This window comes from Marinobacter sp., assembly GCF_014859525.1.
GTDB lineage: Bacteria > Pseudomonadota > Gammaproteobacteria > Pseudomonadales > Oleiphilaceae > Marinobacter.
Genome location: NZ_JACUUB010000006.1, coordinates 24,662 through 44,491, shown reverse-complemented (window position 1 = coordinate 44,491; position 19,830 = coordinate 24,662). Strand labels below are relative to the sequence as shown.

16 protein-coding genes and 1 pseudogene are annotated in these 19,830 nt (G+C 54.5%); 4 read left to right on the top strand and 13 right to left on the bottom strand.

What is annotated here, in order from left to right; translation table 11 throughout:
• The first annotated feature begins 195 nt into the window (after positions 1-195).
• The 3 genes from IBX51_RS03145 to pta are packed head-to-tail and all read left to right on the top strand — an operon-like array spanning position 196 to position 6,010.
• Positions 196-2,616 (top strand): EAL domain-containing protein, encoded by a 2,421-nt coding sequence (locus IBX51_RS03145; protein WP_291828619.1) that lies wholly within the window; start codon positions 196-198, stop codon positions 2,614-2,616.
• Between the two features lie 24 nt (positions 2,617-2,640).
• The gene (locus tag IBX51_RS03140) at positions 2,641-3,828 is read left to right on the top strand and encodes an acetate/propionate family kinase (RefSeq protein ID WP_291828618.1); all 1,188 of its coding nucleotides are present in this window, start codon (positions 2,641-2,643) and stop codon (positions 3,826-3,828) included.
• 28 nt (positions 3,829-3,856) lie between these two features.
• Positions 3,857-6,010: a phosphate acetyltransferase gene (pta, locus tag IBX51_RS03135; protein WP_291828616.1), complete on the top strand. Its 2,154-nt coding sequence runs from the start codon at positions 3,857-3,859 to the stop codon at positions 6,008-6,010.
• Between the two features lie 38 nt (positions 6,011-6,048).
• Here pta and der read toward each other — a convergent pair whose 3' ends face one another.
• The 13 genes and pseudogenes from der to trmJ form a co-directional block, all read right to left on the bottom strand.
• Positions 6,049-7,464 carry a ribosome biogenesis GTPase Der gene (gene der, locus IBX51_RS03130; RefSeq protein ID WP_291828613.1) on the bottom strand — a complete coding sequence of 472 codons (1,416 nt, stop codon included), beginning with the start codon at positions 7,462-7,464 and terminating at the stop codon, positions 6,049-6,051.
• A 65-nt stretch (positions 7,465-7,529) separates the two neighbouring features.
• Positions 7,530-8,696, bottom strand: coding sequence for an outer membrane protein assembly factor BamB (gene bamB, locus IBX51_RS03125; RefSeq protein WP_291828612.1), 1,167 nt, complete (start codon positions 8,694-8,696; stop codon positions 7,530-7,532).
• A complete protein-coding gene (locus tag IBX51_RS03120) occupies positions 8,696-9,352 on the bottom strand; it encodes a tetratricopeptide repeat protein (protein ID WP_291828610.1) in 657 nt (218 codons plus the stop codon). Before IBX51_RS03120 ends, bamB begins: the two co-directional genes overlap by 1 nt.
• Before the next feature lie 47 nt (positions 9,353-9,399).
• Positions 9,400-10,674 (bottom strand): histidine--tRNA ligase, encoded by a 1,275-nt coding sequence (gene hisS, locus IBX51_RS03115; RefSeq protein WP_291828608.1) that lies wholly within the window; start codon positions 10,672-10,674, stop codon positions 9,400-9,402.
• A gap of 44 nt (positions 10,675-10,718) precedes the next feature.
• Positions 10,719-11,837: a flavodoxin-dependent (E)-4-hydroxy-3-methylbut-2-enyl-diphosphate synthase gene (gene ispG / locus IBX51_RS03110; RefSeq protein ID WP_291828607.1), complete on the bottom strand. Its 1,119-nt coding sequence runs from the start codon at positions 11,835-11,837 to the stop codon at positions 10,719-10,721.
• A gap of 34 nt (positions 11,838-11,871) precedes the next feature.
• On the bottom strand, positions 11,872-12,819 hold the full coding sequence (locus IBX51_RS03105; protein ID WP_291828606.1) for a RodZ domain-containing protein: 948 nt from the start codon (positions 12,817-12,819) through the stop codon (positions 11,872-11,874).
• Positions 12,809-13,615, bottom strand: coding sequence for a type IV pilus biogenesis/stability protein PilW (pilW, locus tag IBX51_RS03100; RefSeq protein ID WP_291828605.1), 807 nt, complete (start codon positions 13,613-13,615; stop codon positions 12,809-12,811). The genes IBX51_RS03105 and pilW overlap by 11 nt, the downstream gene beginning before the upstream one ends.
• A gap of 37 nt (positions 13,616-13,652) precedes the next feature.
• Positions 13,653-14,762, bottom strand: coding sequence for a 23S rRNA (adenine(2503)-C(2))-methyltransferase RlmN (gene rlmN / locus IBX51_RS03095; RefSeq protein ID WP_291828603.1), 1,110 nt, complete (start codon positions 14,760-14,762; stop codon positions 13,653-13,655).
• Between the two features lie 62 nt (positions 14,763-14,824).
• Positions 14,825-15,253, bottom strand: coding sequence for a nucleoside-diphosphate kinase (ndk, locus tag IBX51_RS03090; RefSeq protein WP_044385262.1), 429 nt, complete (start codon positions 15,251-15,253; stop codon positions 14,825-14,827).
• Positions 15,254-15,256: 3 nt separating this feature from the next.
• A pseudogene (locus IBX51_RS03085) lies at positions 15,257-16,483 on the bottom strand (IscS subfamily cysteine desulfurase); the annotation flags it as partial.
• A 22-nt stretch (positions 16,484-16,505) separates the two neighbouring features.
• The gene (gene iscR, locus IBX51_RS03080) at positions 16,506-17,003 is read right to left on the bottom strand and encodes a Fe-S cluster assembly transcriptional regulator IscR (protein ID WP_291828599.1); all 498 of its coding nucleotides are present in this window, start codon (positions 17,001-17,003) and stop codon (positions 16,506-16,508) included.
• 78 nt (positions 17,004-17,081) lie between these two features.
• On the bottom strand, positions 17,082-17,861 hold the full coding sequence (gene cysE / locus IBX51_RS03075; protein ID WP_291828597.1) for a serine O-acetyltransferase: 780 nt from the start codon (positions 17,859-17,861) through the stop codon (positions 17,082-17,084).
• Entirely contained in the window at positions 17,854-18,726 is an 873-nt protein-coding gene (gene trmJ / locus IBX51_RS03070; RefSeq protein ID WP_291828596.1) for a tRNA (cytosine(32)/uridine(32)-2'-O)-methyltransferase TrmJ, read from the bottom strand. The genes cysE and trmJ overlap by 8 nt, the downstream gene beginning before the upstream one ends.
• Before the next feature lie 206 nt (positions 18,727-18,932).
• Between trmJ and IBX51_RS03065 the strand changes: the two genes are divergently transcribed.
• Positions 18,933-19,733 carry an inositol monophosphatase family protein gene (locus tag IBX51_RS03065; RefSeq protein ID WP_291828595.1) on the top strand — a complete coding sequence of 267 codons (801 nt, stop codon included), beginning with the start codon at positions 18,933-18,935 and terminating at the stop codon, positions 19,731-19,733.
• Positions 19,734-19,830 lie beyond the last annotated feature (97 nt).

The following is a 19,830-nucleotide window of genomic DNA, read 5'->3' as shown; positions in this document are numbered from 1 at the left end:
CCGTTAGTATTGATCTGCATCAAAGTCAACTATTCGATTCGTGAATTCGAAACTGAGAATCACGCTCCAGATTTGTCAGGCATTTCCTGCCTATACAGCGCATTCGTAATAAACAGCTGCTATAGTCGGATACAGGATAAGTTCTCATAGTTCCACCCCATGTCCGATATCCAATGTGATGGCGAAGTTCGTAACATGCCTGAGATTACGACCCGATTAAGGCGCATTCGGAAAGCCTCGCCACTGTCCTTCCGGCTCCTGGCGTGGATTCTTCTGTTCAGTACTGCCTTCACACTGCTCGCAGCGGCTGTACAAATCTATTCCGACTATCGAAAAGATCTGGGCTTAATTGAAGAGCGCATGCAGGTCATTGAGTCTGGCTATGCTTCCAGCCTTGCCAGAAGCCTATGGGCTCTCGATCAGAAACTTCTCCAGACACAAATGGAGGGCATTCTTAGTCTGCCAGACATCACCCACCTGCGACTCAGAATAGAACCCGATTCTGAGTTGGTCATGGGTGAAATCCCCAGGCAAGCCGACACCCTGTCCCACAGTTTCGAGCTTATTCAGCGCGACGGCGCAGAATTCCGGCTGGGCGAACTGGCCATAACGGCCAATCTCGACAGAGTCTATGCGGAGCTTCGCCGGAAGGTGGGCGTCACTCTCGCCACTCAGTTTCTTACCGTCTTTTTTGTGTCTGTCCTGATCCTGTGGATCTTTCAGCACCTGGTCACCCGCCACCTGACCGCTATGGCCGACTACACGAAAGACGTATCACTACGAAACTTGTCACGACCGTTGGTGCTTGACCGCCCAGACAGCGTGGCCAATAACAAAGATGAGCTGGGCATGGTCACGGACGCCATAAACGAGATGCGGGAACGTCTGAATCAGGACGTCGCACGGCGTGAACGGGACGCCGCAGATATTCTCAAGTTCTCCAAAGCCATTGACCAAAGTCCCTCCTCTGTCCTTATCTGCGATCGCCAATGGCGAATCGAGTACGCCAACCAAAAATTCAGCCAGCTTACCGGCCACGGCATTGATGACATCGTTGGAAAGCATCCATCCAACCTTATTGAAAACAGCATGGATGTGCAGGAAGCCCGACAACTTTGGCAGTCTATACGGTTACAGGTTCAGCGCGTTGGCGTGTGGCAGGGCGAGGTTAACAGTATCCGCCGTAATGGTGAGCGATACTGGGAGCAGCTGGTGGTTACTCCGATCCGCGATAACAACGGCGAGACTAACGGCTACCTGATATTGGGCGAAGACATCAGCATCCGAAAGCGTTACGAACAGCAATTGTTGCGCCAGGCCAACTACGACATTCTCACCGGGTTACCAAACCGAATGCTGGCGCTCGACCGTTTGAAACTTGCACTGGCTCAGGCCCGGCGCGACAACTCCCAGGTTGGCGTCATGTTCCTCGATCTGGACAACTTCAAGCACATTAACGACACCCTCGGTCATGATGCCGGTGATAACCTCCTGGTGGAGGCTGCGCGACGCATCTCCAGTTGCCTGCGGGGCACCAGTACGGTTGCCCGCCTCGGTGGCGATGAATTTCTGGTGATACTGCCGGGCCTTACCGGCCCTGAGGCTTCATGCCAGGTTGCGGAGCGAATCCTGAAAACGTTTTCAACCGCCTTCATGCTCAACAACCAGGAAGTGTTTGTCACTACCAGCATTGGCATCGCCACCTTCCCTTCGGATTCAGACAACAGCGGCACTCTCCTTCAGCACGCCGATGCGGCAATGTACCAGGCCAAACACCAGGGAAAAAGTTCTTACGCACGGTTCACACCTGAAATGACCGAGGTCTCTCACGAGCGCCTGCAAATGGAATCCCACATGCGCAAAGCGCTAGAGCTGGGAGAGTTTGAACTTTATTATCAGCCTATTATTGAAACAGCGTCTGGCCGCTTCATTGGTGCAGAAGCCCTGCTGCGATGGAACAATCCAGCGATGGGCCTGGTCATGCCAGACCGTTTTATTCCACTGGCTGAAGAAACCGGCCTGATTATTCCCATTGGCGAATGGGTGATCCATGAGGCGTGCCAGGCTGCGATAAGCTGGCAGGCAATCACCGGGCTTGATGACCTCTCGATTGCGGTTAACGTTTCACCACGACAATTCCGTGACTCCGGCTTTACCGATGCCGTCATGCGGTCGCTCAATGCCAGTGGGCTGCGGCCTGAGTTGCTCGAACTCGAAATCACCGAACGTCTGATACTGGATAACACCATCGAAACCGCCGACATCCTTCGGCAACTGGACCGGTCCGGTGTGCGGCTTTCGGTTGATGATTTCGGGACCGGCTATTCCGCACTCAGCTACCTGAAGAGCTATCCGTTTGATACCCTTAAAATTGACAAATCCTTTATTCAGGATGTATTGAAAGAAAGTGGCGACGCATCTCTGGTGCGCGCCATTATCAACATGGCCCACAGCCTCGGCCTGACAGTCATTGCTGAGGGTGTCGAACAAGAGGCGCAGACCCACTTTCTTCAAGCGGAAGGCTGCGACTATTCCCAGGGTTACTTTTACAGTCGCCCCCTGCCCGAGCAGGACTTTATGCATTGGCTTGAAACCAGCCATCGGGCAACTTCCTGAACCACTGGCACGGCATTATTTGGCATGGACGAAACGATACTGGTCGTAAACTGCGGCAGCTCATCAATCAAGCTGGCTCTGTTTGACATTCACTGTGAGAGGAAAGCATCCGCCCTGGCTGAACGCCTGAACAGCGCCGACGCCAGCGCGCGTATTTCCGGGGATGACAACCCTATTCCTCTGCCTGCCCACGCGTCCCATGAGCAAGCCTTACAGGCTCTGGTGCATGCATTTGAAGACCGCAATCTGATGAACGGCAAGCCAGTGTCGATCGGTCATCGGGTTGTTCACGGAGGTGAGTCATTCCGCGAGGCGGTGTTGATTGACGACATCACCGTTCAGGCCATTCACGAATGCGCGGCATTGGCACCGCTGCACAACCCAGTCAACCTGGTCGGTATACGAGCGACCAGAAATATGTTCCCCGAGAGCCCTCAGGTTGCCGTGTTTGACACCGCGTTTCATCAGACTCTGCCACCGCGCGCCTACCTGTACGCTCTACCTGAACGCTATTATCGTGAGTGGGCCGTGCGCCGCTATGGCTTCCACGGTACCAGCCATTACTTCATGGTTCAGGAGGCGGCGCGCCATCTGAACAGAACACCGGCAACCACGTCGATCATCTCTGCACACCTGGGCAACGGCTGCAGCATTACTGCAATAGAAGACGGTATCAGCAAAGACACCAGTATGGGGCTTACGCCGCTGGAGGGGCTTGTAATGGGCACCCGCAGTGGTGACATAGACCCGGGGTTGTTTGACTACCTTGCCAGTCGCGGCGTTAATGCAAGCGACGCCCACCGGGTCCTGAATCAGGAAAGCGGTTTACTCGGTCTCTCCGGTCAAACCAACGATATGCGCTCGCTGTGCGAACTGGCCGATCACGGCCATGAACCGTCAAGTTTGGCCATTGATGTCTTCTGTTACCGGCTGGCGAAATATTTTGGTGCGATGATGGCCTCACTCAAACGTCTTGACGCACTCGTATTTACCGGCGGCATTGGTGAAAACAGTGCCCGAGTCAGAGCCCAAACACTCCAGCACCTGACGCTCATGGGCATCACGCTTGATTCAGACCTGAACGCCCATCACGGCCAGTTCAGTGAGGGCTATATCAGTGACGCCGACTCCCGCTTCCCGGTGCTGGTAATCCCGACAAATGAAGAGCTGGTCATCGCCAGGGAAGCAGGCCGGCTCGCCAATCCTCAATAAATCCGCAAGGATGAAATCGGAACCGACTATGGCAAAGAGTCTCTTTATCGCGCCCACATCCCTCGACTCAGGACTGACCTCGGTGTGCCTGGGCCTGTTACGAGCCCTGGAACGTGAAGGCGTGAGTGTGGGTTTCTACAAACCCTTCAGCCAATCTGTCCATCGGGGTGAAGCCCTGCACAACGAGGGCAAGGATTCCTCGGTAGAGTTTGTAAGGGCACGCAGTCACCTTAAAACACCTGAACCAATACCGCTCAAGGATGCACAACAACAACTGAATCAAGGTAGAGCGGACCTACTTCTAGAAAACATCGTTGGCGAGTACCACAAGGTGGCAAAAGATTTCGATGTGGTCATCATCGAAGGACTGGTACCCGATCGAAGCGAGGCCTACATTGCCAGGCTGAATGTTGAAGTTGCCCGTAATCTTGGCTCTGAAGTGATTCTGGTCAGCACACCCAGAGCCTGTAGCGCACAACAAATGGATGAGGAACTGGATTTCTCAGCGCGGCTGTTTGCCGCGCCGTCTGATCCAGACGTAATCGCCGTCATTCTTAACAAAGTCGGTGAACCCGAAAAATCCGGTATGGCTCTGGATCATCAGCCGGGCCAAAGCAGTCCTGCCATCGACTACCAAAAGTCCTGCGAAGTGTTCCGTTCCAAACGTTTTCACCTGTTAGGTCAGATAGCTTGGCAGCCCGAGCTTCTGGCACCTCGGGTGTCTGATGTCGCAAGGGAACTTGAAATTCAGGTACTCCACGAAGGCCAGATGCAGCAACGGCGCGTTCAACACGTGTCGGTCTGCGCCCGAACCATTCGCAACATGACCGATACCCTAAGACCCGGGACTCTGTTGGTCACTCCGGGAGATCGGGACGATATCGTGGTAACCACTGCAGTGGCCGCACTGAATGGCGTACCGCTTGCGGGCCTTATGCTCACTGGCGGTATGATACCTGATGATCGGGTTATCGAATTGTGCCGGCGCGCACTCGGAACGGGTTTGCCAGTGTTAAGTTCGCCCAACAACACCTATGAAACCGCCCACATGCTGGCCAACTTCTCCGCCACGATCCCGATCGATGATCCCGATCGCATAGAGCAAGCCATGGAGTCTGTTGCCACCCGCATCGACACCGGCTGGTTACAGGAGCACCTGAAGGTGGCTCGGCAAAGCCGGCTATCGCCACCCGCGTTCCGCTACCGGTTATCAGAGCAGGCGCGGGCCGCGAATAAACGGATTGTACTGCCGGAGGGCAACGAACCACGAACAGTGCAGGCAGCGATTATCTGTCACCAGCGCAAACTTGCCCGATGCGTTCTGATTGGCAATCCCCATGAGATAAGGTCTGTGGCGAGCTCTCAGGGCGCCGACATTCCCGAAGACCTGGAGATTCTGGACCCACAATCGGTGCGAGAACGCTACATTGCGCCGATGGTAGAGCTTCGCAAGCATAAGGGGCTAACCCACGACATGGCCGAAGCCATGCTCGAAGACAACGTCGTTTTAGGCACCATGATGGTTGCCCTGGATGAGGCCGACGGCCTGGTCTCCGGTGCCATTCACACGACCGCCAACACCGTACGCCCGGCATTACAACTGATCAAAACCCATGACAACGCCAAAGTGGTGTCTTCGGTCTTTTTCATGCTGCTCCCCCAGCAAGTGCTCGTATATGGCGATTGCGCCATCAACCCGGATCCCAATGCAGAAGAGCTCGCCGATATTGCCATACAGAGCGCTGAATCGGCAGAAGCCTTCGGAATAGAACCGGTAATCGCCATGATCAGTTACAGCACCGGAGAATCCGGGACCGGCGTTGATGTCGACAAAGTTCGGGAGGCAACCAGAATTGCCCTGGAAAGGCGCCCTGATCTGCTGATTGACGGCCCCCTGCAATACGATGCAGCGGCCATTGAGAGCGTCGGACGAGCCAAGGCACCAGACAGTAAAGTGGCCGGTAAGGCGACCGTATTTGTGTTCCCCGATCTCAACACCGGCAACACGACCTACAAGGCCGTTCAACGAAGCGCCAACGTTGTGAGTGTCGGGCCGATGCTTCAGGGCCTGAGAAAACCTGTAAATGATTTGTCTCGCGGTGCACTGGTTGAAGACATTGTCTTTACCATTGCGCTGACGGCCGTTCAGGCCCAACAAGTGGAGACTTCAGGGTTGGTCTGAGCGCCGCCAACCCTGGATTGTATTGCAGCTCCGGCAAATCAGCGTTTAACGCTCTTTTGCCGGGTTTTCCGGACAGTCCTGCCTTTCTTGATGTCGTTGTCCTTTTTGACCTTTTGCCGTGGCGTCATACGATCCACCTTGGCAGCGAAGGGGTTGTCGCCAGATTTGAACTCAAACCGGATCGGTGAACCAACCACCTTCAACACTTTACGGAATGTGTTCTCAAGGTAGCGTTTGTAGGCCCCCGGCAATGAATCGACCTGGTTACCATGAACAACGACCACCGGCGGATTCGAGCCACCCTGGTGGGCATAACGCAATTTGATGCGCCTGCCATGAACCATCGGGGGCTGGTGCTGTGCCACTGCATCCTGCAGAATCGCTGTCAGCCGATTGGTTGGCCACTTTGACATCGCAGATTCGTAACACGCCTGGACAGATTCATACATGGAGCCCACTCCCGTGCCATGCAATGCCGAGATGTAATACTTATCTGCATAGTCCAGAAAATCCAGACGTCGTGCCACTTGCTCTTTTACCTTCTCACGATCTTCGGGCGCCATTCCATCCCACTTGTTGATGGCGATTACCAATGATCGACCTGCGTCCAGTACAAAGCCGATCAGGTGCATATCCTGATCCACCAAACCATCGCGGGCGTCAATCACCAGAATCACAACATGCGCATCGTCGATCGCCTGAAGCGTCTTGATAATGGAAAACTTCTCGACCACCTCGTGAACGTTCTTGCGACGACGTACGCCGGCCGTATCAATCAATGTATACTCATGACCGTGGCGCTCATAGGGGATGTATACGCTGTCTCGGGTCGTGCCAGGCATATCGTAAACCACCACCCGCTCTTCACCCAGCATCCGGTTTACCAGCGTCGATTTACCCACATTCGGACGCCCTACTACACCAATACGAATACCTGGGTAACGGTCGGCCTGATCCTGGTCTTCCAAATCTTCCGGCAGCAAAATCTCCAACATCGACCTGATACCACGGTTATGGGATGCGGCGATCTGAAACGTCGTGGCATAGCCAAGTGAATGGAAGTCTGCAGACGCAATATCCGGGTCCTGGCCATCGGTTTTATTCACAACCAGATGCGCCACCTTGCCAGATTTCCTCAGGTGATCCGAAATCATCTCATCGCCCGCGGTCAACCCCGAGCGACCATCAACGATAAACAGTACGATGTCAGCTTCTTCCACAGCCTGCATTGACTGGCGGGCCATTTCTGCATCCAGACCCACTTCATCGCCGGTGAGACCACCGGTATCGATGACAATAAACTTGCGCCCCTCGTAGTTGCCCTCACCGTATTTACGGTCACGGGTTAAACCCGGAAAGTTCGCGACCAAGGCATCACGGGATCGGGTCATTTGATTAAAGAGGGTGGACTTACCAACATTCGGGCGTCCTACCAGGGCAATAACTGGGGTCATAAGTGTCTGCTATGTAAAAGGTCAAAAGCCCGGCTAGGGCCGGGCTGTTCGATAAATTGGCGGCACTACTTTTTCGTTTTTAACGTAAAAACGGCCATGCGCCCACCATTTCCGTATATTAACAGGTTACCACCTTCGATGATCTGGACCGGTACGCGGATACCGTCACTGTCAAACTTCATCTGGCCCTGAAGACTGCCATCGCTCAGCGAGAGTGCGTGCAGATAGCCTTCAAAATCGCCCGTAACCAGATGTTCACCAACCACAACCGGTTGCGTCAGCTGGCGCCACGACAGGCGATTCTGTTGCCAGAGTTCCCTGCGGTCATTACCACGAAACGCAACAATATCCCCATTTGCGGAGGCCAGAAAAATATTGCCAGCGCCAATGCTCGGCGCATAGAAGCTGGACGCCCGGCGGCTCCAGATCTCCTGACCCGAGCGAATATCGATCAGCGCCAGTTTACCCTGATAGCCGGCAACCATGATCGCGGAATCGAGCACCAGCGGTTGACCGCCAATGTCCACCAAACGCTCAAGCTCGGTTCTACCCTGCGGCTGACCGACTTCATACTGCCAGATTGGCTGGCCAGCATCGGCCGTGAGCGCAATCACCCTGCCGTTGGCAAAAGAGGCAATCACCACGTCACCGCCAACCAGCGGAGCTGCTGCGGTTCGCATCGCCAACACCGGCACCTGACCATCGTATTGCCAGCGTCGCTCGCCGTCGCGCGCATCAAATCCTATAACCCGACCATCGGTGGTTTGAGCAACCACCAGAGCTCCGTTGGACTGCGGCGCAGCCAGGCCTTCGGTGGGCAAAGGTGAACGCCAGATCTCTTCGCTGGTTTCCCGCGACAATGCCACTAATTCTGCATTACGGGTGATGTAGTAGAGCTGACTGTTATCGCCACCGATACCCGCAAAGATGCGGTCTTTCGATCTCCGCTGCCAGCGTGCTTTGCCGTTCTCGGGCTCTACCGCAACCAGAAGACCATCAGCCGAAGCCGCATATATGACGTCACCGGCATACAAGGGCGCCAAGTGAAGGAATTGGTCATCATGCCCTTTGCCAACGGACATGGTCCAAACACGTTTGAACTCAACCGTTGCATCAATGTCCGGAACCGGCAACGGCTGCTCGAACGTGTCTTTGGTGCTGCAACCGGCAAGCAAAAGCAGCAACAAAGACGCTATCGGAAATGTAACAAACCTGTTGCGGACAAAGCGCATCAGGCCCCCTCCCCGACGCCAAGGTCAGAAAGCTTCAGCTCAAGAATACTGTTACGCCCCTGTTGGTTTTGCTCGCGTGCTGCCAGGTACGCCTCACGAGCACCGTCTGCATCGCCTTTAACCAGCAGGATGTCACCTCGCAGTTCAGAAAATATGCCGGCAAAGGCATCTGCTTTTCCAGCGCCATCGAGCGTTGCCAGCGCATCATCATAGTGCTCAGCTGCAAACTGAGCGCGGGCAAGTCTGTTGCGAACCACCAGGCTCAGCGCCGGGTAATCAGAAGCCTGTTTAAGCGCCCACTGAAGAGAATCAATCGCCCCCTCAACATCGCTGTCGAGCATAATCTGCTGGCGAGCAAGCACCAGATTGCCATAAATGGCATAAGCGCTCTTGCTGTAATCATCACGGAGGGTCTGAGCCACATAAGTAATGGTCTGGCTGGCATTCTCGTCGCTTTCATCAGAGAAGGCGTTAAGCAAGGTCGCAAATTGATTCGCCGCTTCGGCGCGTTGCTGCGCTTGGTTGCTTTGCCATGCCTGCCAGCCAAATACGATTGCCAAAGCGGCACCGATACCAATCATCAAAGAACTTCCGTTCTTCTTCCACCAGTCCTTTATCGCCTGGACCTGTTCCTCTTCGGTGCGCAACTCAGCCATGTAAACTCCTGTTAAAAAATAGTGTCACTGTTCTTATACAAAAATATTCAAAACTTGTTGATCAATGCCTGTGCCAATTCAGCTCGCGGTACGTCTTGCTGTGGTTCGTCGTCTCGCAGCGACTTCAAACCGACGTTACCACTGGCCAACTCATTTTCACCAAGAATAATCGCGTACCGGGCGCCGCTGCGATCGGCTTTCTTCATCTGGCTTTTGAAACTCCCAGCACCGCAATGCGCAACAACTACCTTACCCGGTAAAGCATTCCGCAACTCCTCGGCAATGGCCATCGCAGTCGCAATCACCTTATCGCCCATGACAGTCACATACACATCCGCTTGATTGTTCACGTGTTCAGGCACCAGGTCGAGCGTTTCAAGCAACAGGATCAAGCGTTCAAGCCCCATCGCAAATCCAACGGCGTCGGTCGCCTTGCCGCCCAACTGCTCAACCAGACCATCGTAACGACCGCCCGCACACACAGTACCCTGTGCCCCAAGACTGTCAGTGATCCACTCGAAAACCGTCTTACCATAATAATCGAGCCCGCGCACCAGCGCCGGGTTAACGGTATAAGTCACACCTGCGGCATCCAGAAGGAGCTTAAGCTGCTCAAAGTGCGCACGGGAGTCTTCGTCGAGGTAATCGTCAAGACTGGGGGCATCCTCAAGGATCTTACGAGTGGCAGCGTCTTTGCTGTCGAGAATCCGCAGAGGGTTTGTGGACAACCTGCGCTTGCTGTCGTCATCCAGCTGGTCTTTGAACTGCTCCAGGTAGTCAACCAGTGCCTGTCTGTAAACTTTACGTGCGCCACTGGTCCCGATCGAGTTTATTTCCAGGCGGGTATGACCGGCTAGACCAAGAGCAGCCCACAAGCGCGCCGTCAGTATCAGCAGCTCGGCGTCAATATCCGGGCCAGTCATGCCAAAACATTCCACTCCAATCTGGTGGAACTGGCGATACCGTCCCTTCTGCGGGCGTTCATGCCGAAACATCGGACCTGTGTACCACAAGCGACGGGTTTGGTTAAAAAGCAATCCGTGTTCTTCTGCGGCGCGAACACAACCGGCGGTGCCTTCAGGCCGCAGAGTCAGACTGTCTCCATTGCGGTCTTCAAAGGTATACATCTCTTTTTCAACGATATCGGTCACTTCACCGATCGAGCGCTTGAACAGCTCGGTCTGTTCAACCACTGGCATACGGATTTCCTGATAACCGTATTGCCCCAGAACCCGACGAACGGTTGACTCCACATACTGCCAGACGGGTGTCTGATCCGGCAGAATGTCATTCATTCCGCGAATTGCCTGAATCTTAGCCAAGTTAAAACCCTGATGCGTTGTTAAATGAGTGTCTGTCCAAGCGATCAATCAGTTGAGCGCGCGATCACAGATTCCTCACGCTCCTGACGCTTCTTCACTTGTTCCCGGATGAGGCGCTCCAGATCATCGGTCAACGTCATGTTGTCGAGCTTCTGGTTTGGTTTGCCATCAAGGTAAAACAGGTTCTTCGGGCTGCCGCCGGTTAGCCCGACATCAGCCTCTTTGGCCTCACCTGGACCATTAACGATGCAACCGATGATCGCAACATCGAGTGCCGTGTTGACATCTTCCAGGCGCTCCTCCAGATCATTCATCGTCTGGATAACATCAAAGTTCTGACGCGAGCAGCTTGGGCAGGCAATGAAGTTGATACCCCGGCTGCGCAGGCGAAGGCTCTTGAGAATATCGAACCCGACTTTGATCTCCTGCACAGGATCCGCGGCCAGAGACACCCGGATAGTATCGCCAATGCCATCCATCAGAAGCATACCAAGGCCAATGGCAGACTTGACAGTGCCCGACCGAAAGCCCCCCGCTTCTGTAATACCCAGGTGCAGTGGCTGCTCGATCTGAGATGCAATCTGGCGATACGCCGCGACCGTCATAAACACATCAGACGCCTTCAGACTGACTTTAAAATCCTGAAAATCGTGCCGATCAAGGATATCAATGTGCCTCATGGCCGATTCGACCAGGGCTTCCGGTGTCGGTTCGCCGTACTTACGCTGCAGGCTTTTTTCCAGCGAACCGGCGTTGACACCAATGCGGATAGGAATATTTCGATCCCGGGCAGCACTGATCACCGCGCTCACCCGGTCATCTCGACCAATGTTTCCCGGGTTGATTCGCAAGCAGTCAACACCCAGTTCGGCAACTCGCAATGCAATCTTATGATCGAAATGAATGTCCGCTACCAGCGGTAAAGACACGCGGTCACGAATCTGGCCAAAGGCCTCAGCTGCCTCCATGGAAGGCACAGATACCCGCACAATGTCAGCGCCGGCATCCTGCAGAGCTTCGATTTGATCGACCGTTGCGCTCACATCGCAAGTATTGGTATTGGTCATACTCTGCACGGCAATCGGCGCATCGCCACCAACAGGAACATTCCCGACCATGATCTGGCGGGATTTGCGTCTTTTAATCGGAGATTCGTGTTTCATGTGCTGGGACCAACAGTTTATTCAGGCGTTCGGCCTAGAGTTCGAGGGTAAATTCGGACCGGTTGTTCACAACGCGCAGATCGCCAATATTCAGAGCGTCACCCTGAAACTGGATAGATTCAACTGCACTGACTGCGCCGATCACGACCCGCAGCGGTGCCTCTCCGGTCACATCCAGCAGATCACCGCTTCGGCGCCGCGAACTGACTAACCGGTTTCCGCCGGCATCAGTTACCTGAACCCAGCAGTCATCAGAAAACGTCATTTGCAGTCGACCTTCGGTTACCTCAGCGGCCACTACCTGCTCTGGCTCTGGCTCTGGTACTGGTTCCGATGACTGGATCATAACGGGCTGCTGATCGGCCGACAGGTCTTCGGGCCGGGCATCGTCCGGCAAAGCGTCTGCCGTTACGGTCTCCGGGTCAACAACGCCGTCACTCGTAACAGATCCGGTCATCTGATCTTCCTGCTCCGGCCGGATCGAAGGCTGGCTCTCCTCGGGAACGACGAGATCTGAAGCACTTTCCGTTCCTGACATAGGGGCGAGATCTGAGCCAACCTCCTGTTCAGCAAGATAACCGACAATCAGATACGCACCCACAGCAATCACCAATAAGATTGCCAAAATCTTGGCTAGCTGTCGCTTCCGACGTTTAGCTCGCTCAATCGACACCAACGGATTTGCTTGCTGTTCACGTTCTCTCTGCTGTCGCGCCGGTTCCAACTCCCGGTCGAGGTCTGCAATCACGGAGTCGGCATCAAGGCCGATCTGGCGCGCGTACGCTCGAACGTATCCTTTAAGAAACAGTTCGCTGTCAACTTTGCTGTAATCGCCATTCTCAATAGCCTGAATCACAGAAGGGCGAAGATGCTGCTCGGCAGCAATGGCTGAGAGTTCAAGGCCCAGGCGCTCGCGCCCAAGCCTGAGTTGCTCTCCGACCCGCACCGTTGCCGCTTGATCTGGCTTCACGTCACCGCTCATTGGCAATCAACACCTTATATTGTTGGTACTCCGCAGAATTCGGATACTCGTTCCTCAGCAGCAGCGTCAAGCTGACCTCCTGGTCCCGATCCTCAAAATGGCGCGCGATACGAATGCCCGTAAACAGGCTCTCCGGCGAATGGGTCAGGCGCGGATTGCGCTGAATCAGCGTCTGCAGGCGACTGTAATAAAGGGATGCCGCGGAGTAGTCGTCCATTTCAACCAGTACACGAGACAAGGAAAGCAAGGTTCTTGCCTCGCCCCGAGTCAGTTCGACTGACCGGCGATACGCTGCCTCAGCGGCAGGCCGGTTACCCAGACGTTCTTCAGTCATGCCCAGATTGTAAAATACTGCTCCGCGCTCACGGTAGCCGGTGTCTCTGGACGCAACACTGTATTGGTCTCTGGCTTCTTCAAAACGGGAATGACTGAAAAGGTAGCCACCGTAATAGACGCGAGCCCGGGTGTAGTTGCCATCTTTTGCGATCGCTCGCTTAAAGTTACGCTCGGCCAGTTCGGGTTCGTTCTCTGCATTATAAACCAACCCCATAGCAGCCTGTGCCTGAGGGCTATCCGGTGAGATTTCCAGTGCCCGATCAAGGTGATGGCGAGCACGATCAAGGTTGCCCTGGCCAATGTAGGCTGTCGCCAGCTGAACATAATTGCTGACGGCCTTGTCACGGTCTGCTTCCCGGGAAAACCGGCTATCGGTGGTGGTAACACAGCCCGAAAGCATCAAGCCAACGATCAAAAGGGCCGCTGTTAACAGAGGTGAACTTTGTGCTTTTCCTTTCACGAAACACCTTACCTTTGTCGCTTCCGGGGTATCGATATCAGGGGTTAACCTGTTGTACCGCTATGTATCTCTGACTCCTGCGCGTGCGGTCGTCTACCCGACCGACCAACTGACCGCACGCCGCATCAATATCGTCTCCACGGGTGGTGCGAATCGTTGCAACGTAACCAGCTTCGTTCAAAACCGTCTGAAACCTGCGCGTGGCATTCATGCTCGGGCGCTTGAAATCGCTCTCCGGGAATGGGTTAAACGGTATCAGATTAATTTTACACGGCAAATCCCTAAGCAGAACCGCCAGTTCGTGAGCGTGCTCCAGCTGATCGTTGACACCCTCAATGACAGTGTATTCGATCGTCGCCTTACGCTTCTCAGGTAACCTCGCAAAATATCGCTTTGTGGCGGCCAGTAATTCTGCGATCGGATACTTTTTATTTAATGGAACCAACTTGTTGCGCAATTCATCATTGGGTGCATGAAGCGAGATGGCCAGTGAAACATCGGTAACCTCAGCCAACTTGTCTATGCCTGGAACAACGCCAGAGGTACTCAGTGTTACACGACGCTTGGAAATCCCATAAGCGAGATCTTCCATCATCAGGTTCATGGCATCGACCACGTTATCGAAGTTCAACAATGGCTCCCCCATTCCCATCATCACAACATTGGTGATAGGACGGTCGTTGATATCGAACGGCATAAACGCTTTACGAGCCACCCAAACTTGACCGATAACTTCCGCAGCGGTCAGATTGCGATTGAATCCGCGTTTTCCGGTGGAACAGAAGGTGCAGTCAAGGGTACACCCGATCTGGGACGACACGCACAGAGTGCCGCGTTCGCCATCTGGGATAAGCACGGTTTCAACGCTGTTGCCGTTGTCCATCCGCATGACCCATTTGCGAGTACCATCCTTGGAGGTTTCATCAAACACCACCTCCGGGCCACGCACCTCTGCCACAAGCTTTAGCTTTTCCCTCAACGCCTTGCTCATATTGGTCATTTGATCGAAGTCATCAACGCCCCACTGATGGATCCACTGCAACACCTGCTGAGCGCGGAAGCGTTTTTCGCCCAGGGATTCAAAAAATGCCTCAAGCTTTTCTTTAGGCATCCCCAGGAGATTGATTTTTTCGGCAGCGCCTGTCATGCAATAACCTCGATCAAATAACCAATTCAGGGGTGGCAAATGCCGCCCCTGAAACAACAGAATCAACCGCGCGGGCAGATTTCGTTGTCATTAAAAAAATACGCAATCTCACGCTCGGCAGAGGCTGCAGAGTCAGAGCCGTGAACAGCGTTGGCATCAATGGATGATGCGAAGTCGGCACGAATAGTGCCAGCCGCCGCTTCTTTCGGGTTAGTCGCACCCATCAGATCGCGGTTCTTGAGGATGGCGCCTTCGCCTTCCAGAGCCTGAACAACAACCGGACCGGAAGTCATAAAGGCAACCAGATCGTTAAAGAACGGGCGTTCTTTGTGCTCAGCATAAAAGCCTTCAGCCTGCTCCTGAGTCAGGTGCATCATTTTCGACGCAACGATTTTCAGGTCCGCTTTTTCAAAACGGCTGTAGATTTCACCGATAACGTTCTTGGCGACTGCATCGGGCTTGATAATTGAGAGCGTGCGCTCGTTTGCCATGGTACTTCTCCACTTGAGTTCAAGAATATTCAGATCGGCGATTATACGCAGTCCGGGTGCTACTGCCTACCGCACGGCACGAAGTCGCCTGACAACATCAACGATGTGCGAACAGGCGAACTCTATATCTGTGACACTGGTGTAGCGCCCGAACGAAAAACGAAGTGCGCGGTGTGCTAACTCATCGCCCAAACCAATCCCCCTCAACACAAAAGAGGGCTCAACCGTCGCCGACGCACAGGCAGACCCCGAAGACACCGCAAGATTACGCAAACCCAGCATCAGCGACTCGGCATCAACGCCCTCAAACGCCAGATTGACAATGCCTGGCACCCGATATTCCCGACTACCATTGAAATGGACACCCTCAAGCTCGCCAAGACCAGACAAAAAAGCTGAACGCAGGCTTTCAAGATACACCATCTCTTGTTCAAGGCATTCACCCGCCAACTCAAACGCCTTACCCATCCCAACCAGTTGATGAGTTGGCAAAGTACCAGAACGCATTCCCCGCTCGTGACCGCCACCATGGATCTGAGCCTCAATCACCACGTCCGGAGAGCGCCGCACATAGAGGGCGCCAACACCCTTTGGCCCATAGACCTTGTGAGCAGACAGCGACAGAAGATCAACGTTGAGGCTCGCCACGTCTATTGGCGACTTGCCGGCTGCTTGCGCCGCGTCCACATGGAAAAGGACTCCGCGCTCGCGCAGCAAAGCACCGATAGCGGCGATATCGGTAACGCAACCCAGCTCGTTATTCACCATCATCAGGCTGACCAGCGCGGTGTCTTCACGGAGTGCCTCAACAACAGCCTGAGGCGCTACCCGACCGTCCGACTCCGGATGCAACCAGGTAACCTCCGCACCATGGTTTTCCAGCCATTTGCAGGTATCAACCACAGCTTTATGCTCGATAACCGACGTCACTATGTGACTTTTCAGGCCTCGGGCACTGGAACGCTGCCCAACCACACCTTTGATCGCCAGGTTGTCAGACTCCGTTGCACCGGACGTCCAGACAATTTCCCGCGGATCTGCGTGAATGAGTTCTGCAACCTGGCGCCGGGCGTTTTCCACAGCAGCTTCTGCCTGCCACCCATAACCGTGGGATCGGGACGCCGGGTTACCAAACACCCCTTCAGGATCGAGGTATTTCATCATTTCCATAGCAACAGACGGATCAACAGGCGTCGTCGCCGCGTAATCAAGATACACAGGTTTTTTCATAGTCACAGAGGTATAAGAATTGTCAGGCCGTAGCCTGGTCAATCAGGCGGCGGGTATTGATTGTATCGGAGCTGTTCTCGGACTGTATCCGGTTTTGCCGATCAGCCACTGTGCGGATCTCATGCTTGCGCATCAGATCCCCCAGACTGATCTCGCTGAGAAACTGGTGAATCTGATCACTGAGGTCAGACCACAAGTGGTGAGTCAGGCACTTCTCGCCGTTCTGGCAGTCACCTTTGTTGCCACATCGAGTGGTATCCAGGGATTCACTGACGGCGTCGACCACCTCAGCCACAAAAACTTCGTCGGCGGTGCGGCTCAAGCGGTAACCACCACCTGGCCCACGCACACTCTCTACCAGGTTCTGACGACGCAGACGAGAGAACAGCTGCTCAAGGTAGGACAGGGAAATTTCTTGCCGGGCCGAAATGTCCGCAAGACTCACCGGCCCCTGGCTCCCATGAAGAGCCAAATCCAGCATTGCCGTTACCGCGTAGCGGCCTTTCGTGGTCAGCTTCATACTCTCAGCCCCAAAGATGGGATTGAATCTCGATTCGAAGCGATGAGTATGAATTGACCAACCAAAGCAGTCAAGTATTCAGCCTTTACCGCTGATATCTTCATCATCCCGAACGCAATCGAAATCTTCTTCCTGCAACGGCGGTAACTCGCCATTTTGGTATTCACTGTTCACCTTATGAAGCGCCTTGCACATGTTTTCAATACGATCATCCACCGCATGCATGTGATCCAGTAGCGAGCGCATCGCCCTGGCTACGGGATCGGGCATTTCCTCGGTCACGCCATAGGCATCAAAGCCCATGCGCTCTTCCATTTCTTTACGCCGGACATCGTCCTCGGTGTGCCGTTTAACGATTACCCTGCCCGGGATTCCGATCACTGTTGCGCCCGCCGGCACGGCTTTGGTCACCACCGAGTTGGAGCCGATCTTGGCCCCTGTTCCCACCTCAAATGGCCCCAGAATTTTTGCGCCCGCCCCCACCACGACGCCATCACCAATGGTTGGATGCCGCTTTCCCTTGTTCCAGCTGGTGCCACCTAGAGTCACACCTTGGTACAGGGTGACGTCATCACCAATCACGGTCGTTTCGCCGATCACAACACCCATCCCATGATCAATAAAGAAGCGACGACCAATGGTTGCTCCCGGATGAATCTCAATCCCGGTTAACCAGCGCGCCAGGGTGGAAATTGTTCGGGCCAGCCATTTTAATCCCAGGCTCCACAACCAATGAGAAAAACGATGGAATAGCAAGGCGTGCAGGCCGGGGTAATTGGTGAGCACCTCAAAAGTATTCCGCGCTGCCGGGTCCCGATGGAACACACTTTGGATATCTTCCCGTAAACGCTCAAACATGGCTTGTGTCCTGCCCTTCACCCTCGGTGTCCGCCGCAGTGGTTTTTTTCTGCTCACTACCCGGTAGAGTGCCTGCGGCCTTCTGTACTGACGTTAGAATTCCGCGAAGAATATTGATTTCCATCTGATCGAGCCGGGCACGCTGGAAGAGTCGCCTGATCCGGGGCATCAATTGCCGGGGGTTATTCCGGCGATGAAAATCAACGTCTACAAGCACCTGCTCCAGATGCCCGAAAAACCCCTCAACATCATGGACGGCCGCCGGCGGCACATCCCAGCCGCGATCCCCCGGAGCAACCATAGATTCAAGGTAGGGGCTGGACTCCCCCTCTTCAAGGCTCCGCAAAAAATGCATCCGCAATTCGTAACTGATGACCTGCACCGCCATCGACAGATTCAAAGAACTGTAATCAGGGTTGGATGGAATATGAATATGATAATGGCAGCGCTGAAGCTCCTCATTAGACAAACCATGATTCTCTCGCCCGAACACCAACGCAACCAGGCCCTGCTGACTGGCCTCGCAGGCGGTAATGGCCGCCTGGGGCGGCGCAATGACGGGCCATGGCACCTTACGGCCGCGAGCACTGGTACCCATAACGAGAACACAGTCTGCCAGGGCCTCATCCAGAGACGCCACCACTTGCGCCCTGTCCAATACATCCGACGCGCCGGCGGCACGAGCGTATGACGTTTCATCCGGAAAAGACGCCGGATTGACCAGCCACAGATTCCCGAGTCCCATATTTTTCATGGCTCGTGCTACCGCGCCGATATTGCCGGAATGGGACGTTTCAACCAAAACGATTCGGATCTGGTCATTGAAGGTATCCGTGCCTTCCAGCGGCAACGCGGGCTTATGCATGGTAATCAGGCCTATGTATAGATAATCTTTGAATTGCGCAGGAGCGGAATGATAGCAGAAACAAGCGCTCGCCCGCCCTCCGGATATGCCGAAACACGGCCCTGGATCTGGGATATCCGTGCTTTTGCTGAGCCAAAAAACAGACAAGCGCCGGTAGTTTTTGCTATCATGCGCGGCCCTAACACACCCGGATAACGAACACTCAGATGCAACCAGCAATTAAGATGGCCCTGCGCGTTGCCCGCCAGGGATCCGATTACCTGAAAGCCCATTTTGAGCGACAGGAACCCAACGGCAAAGATCAGACCGACCGCTACCAGCAACTGGAGCGTGTTGAGCAATCTATCTATGATAACTTTGCCGAGCAACTGACGAAGGCCTATAAAGATCACACCATCGCACCGATGGGTGAGGCTGACGCTGGTGGTAGCGACAAAAGCTGGCACATATTCCCGGTTCTGGGTCGAGACAACTTTGTACGCGGCATACCCGAGTTTGCTCTGGCCTTGTCCCAGAAAAAGAACAATCGCACCGAGAACCTGCTTCTGGTCAATCCGGTGACCGGGGAAGAATACTCTGCAAGCCGTGGCCATGGTGCCGTACTGAACAGTCGCCGCGTGCGCACATCAGACATCAAACTACCAGCCCGGTCAGCCCTCGCCACCAACCTGTTGGATCAAGCCCGCCAGGGTGATGACCCGATGATTTGGGGCGAAATGGCAGCAACTCTGGCTCGCGAAAGCGGCATGTTCCGCACATCAGGCTGTGTAGTGCTCGACATAGCACGAGTCTCTGCCGGCTTACTGGATGCCGCCATCATTTTCCGTCCGGAGGCGTCCGATCTGGACCTGGGCGTAACACTCGCCATGGAGTCAGGCGCTCTGACTGGCGATTTCTCGGGCAACCCCTCTATTGGCAACGCTCGCCAATTGATTGTGGCAAACCCAAAGCTGTTCCGTGAAATCCTGAAGCTACTGCACCCCTTCCGGGGCCGCCTGCCTCGGTAATATTCGAGGCCAATAAAAAACCGCCATCTTAACGGATTGGCGGTTTTTTATTGGCTACAAAATACTGTGCCGGAATTCAATCCCGACACAGTGATCA

Coding starts and splice junctions, on each gene's coding strand:
- der (WP_291828613.1), bottom strand. CDS start 7,464: ATGACCCCAGTTATTGCCCTGGTAGGACGCCCGAATGTTGGTAAGTCC.
- IBX51_RS03105 (WP_291828606.1), bottom strand. CDS start 12,819: ATGAGCGGTGACGTGAAGCCAGATCAAGCGGCAACGGTGCGGGTCGGA.
- cysE (WP_291828597.1), bottom strand. CDS start 17,861: ATGTTTGAGCGTTTACGGGAAGATATCCAAAGTGTGTTCCATCGGGAC.
- pta (WP_291828616.1), top strand. CDS start 3,857: ATGGCAAAGAGTCTCTTTATCGCGCCCACATCCCTCGACTCAGGACTG.
- IBX51_RS03140 (WP_291828618.1), top strand. CDS start 2,641: ATGGACGAAACGATACTGGTCGTAAACTGCGGCAGCTCATCAATCAAG.
- IBX51_RS03145 (WP_291828619.1), top strand. CDS start 196: ATGCCTGAGATTACGACCCGATTAAGGCGCATTCGGAAAGCCTCGCCA.
- iscR (WP_291828599.1), bottom strand. CDS start 17,003: ATGAAGCTGACCACGAAAGGCCGCTACGCGGTAACGGCAATGCTGGAT.
- rlmN (WP_291828603.1), bottom strand. CDS start 14,762: ATGACAGGCGCTGCCGAAAAAATCAATCTCCTGGGGATGCCTAAAGAA.
- ispG (WP_291828607.1), bottom strand. CDS start 11,837: ATGAAACACGAATCTCCGATTAAAAGACGCAAATCCCGCCAGATCATG.
- ndk (WP_044385262.1), bottom strand. CDS start 15,253: ATGGCAAACGAGCGCACGCTCTCAATTATCAAGCCCGATGCAGTCGCC.
- IBX51_RS03065 (WP_291828595.1), top strand. CDS start 18,933: ATGCAACCAGCAATTAAGATGGCCCTGCGCGTTGCCCGCCAGGGATCC.
- trmJ (WP_291828596.1), bottom strand. CDS start 18,726: ATGCATAAGCCCGCGTTGCCGCTGGAAGGCACGGATACCTTCAATGAC.
- IBX51_RS03120 (WP_291828610.1), bottom strand. CDS start 9,352: ATGGCTGAGTTGCGCACCGAAGAGGAACAGGTCCAGGCGATAAAGGAC.
- bamB (WP_291828612.1), bottom strand. CDS start 8,696: ATGCGCTTTGTCCGCAACAGGTTTGTTACATTTCCGATAGCGTCTTTG.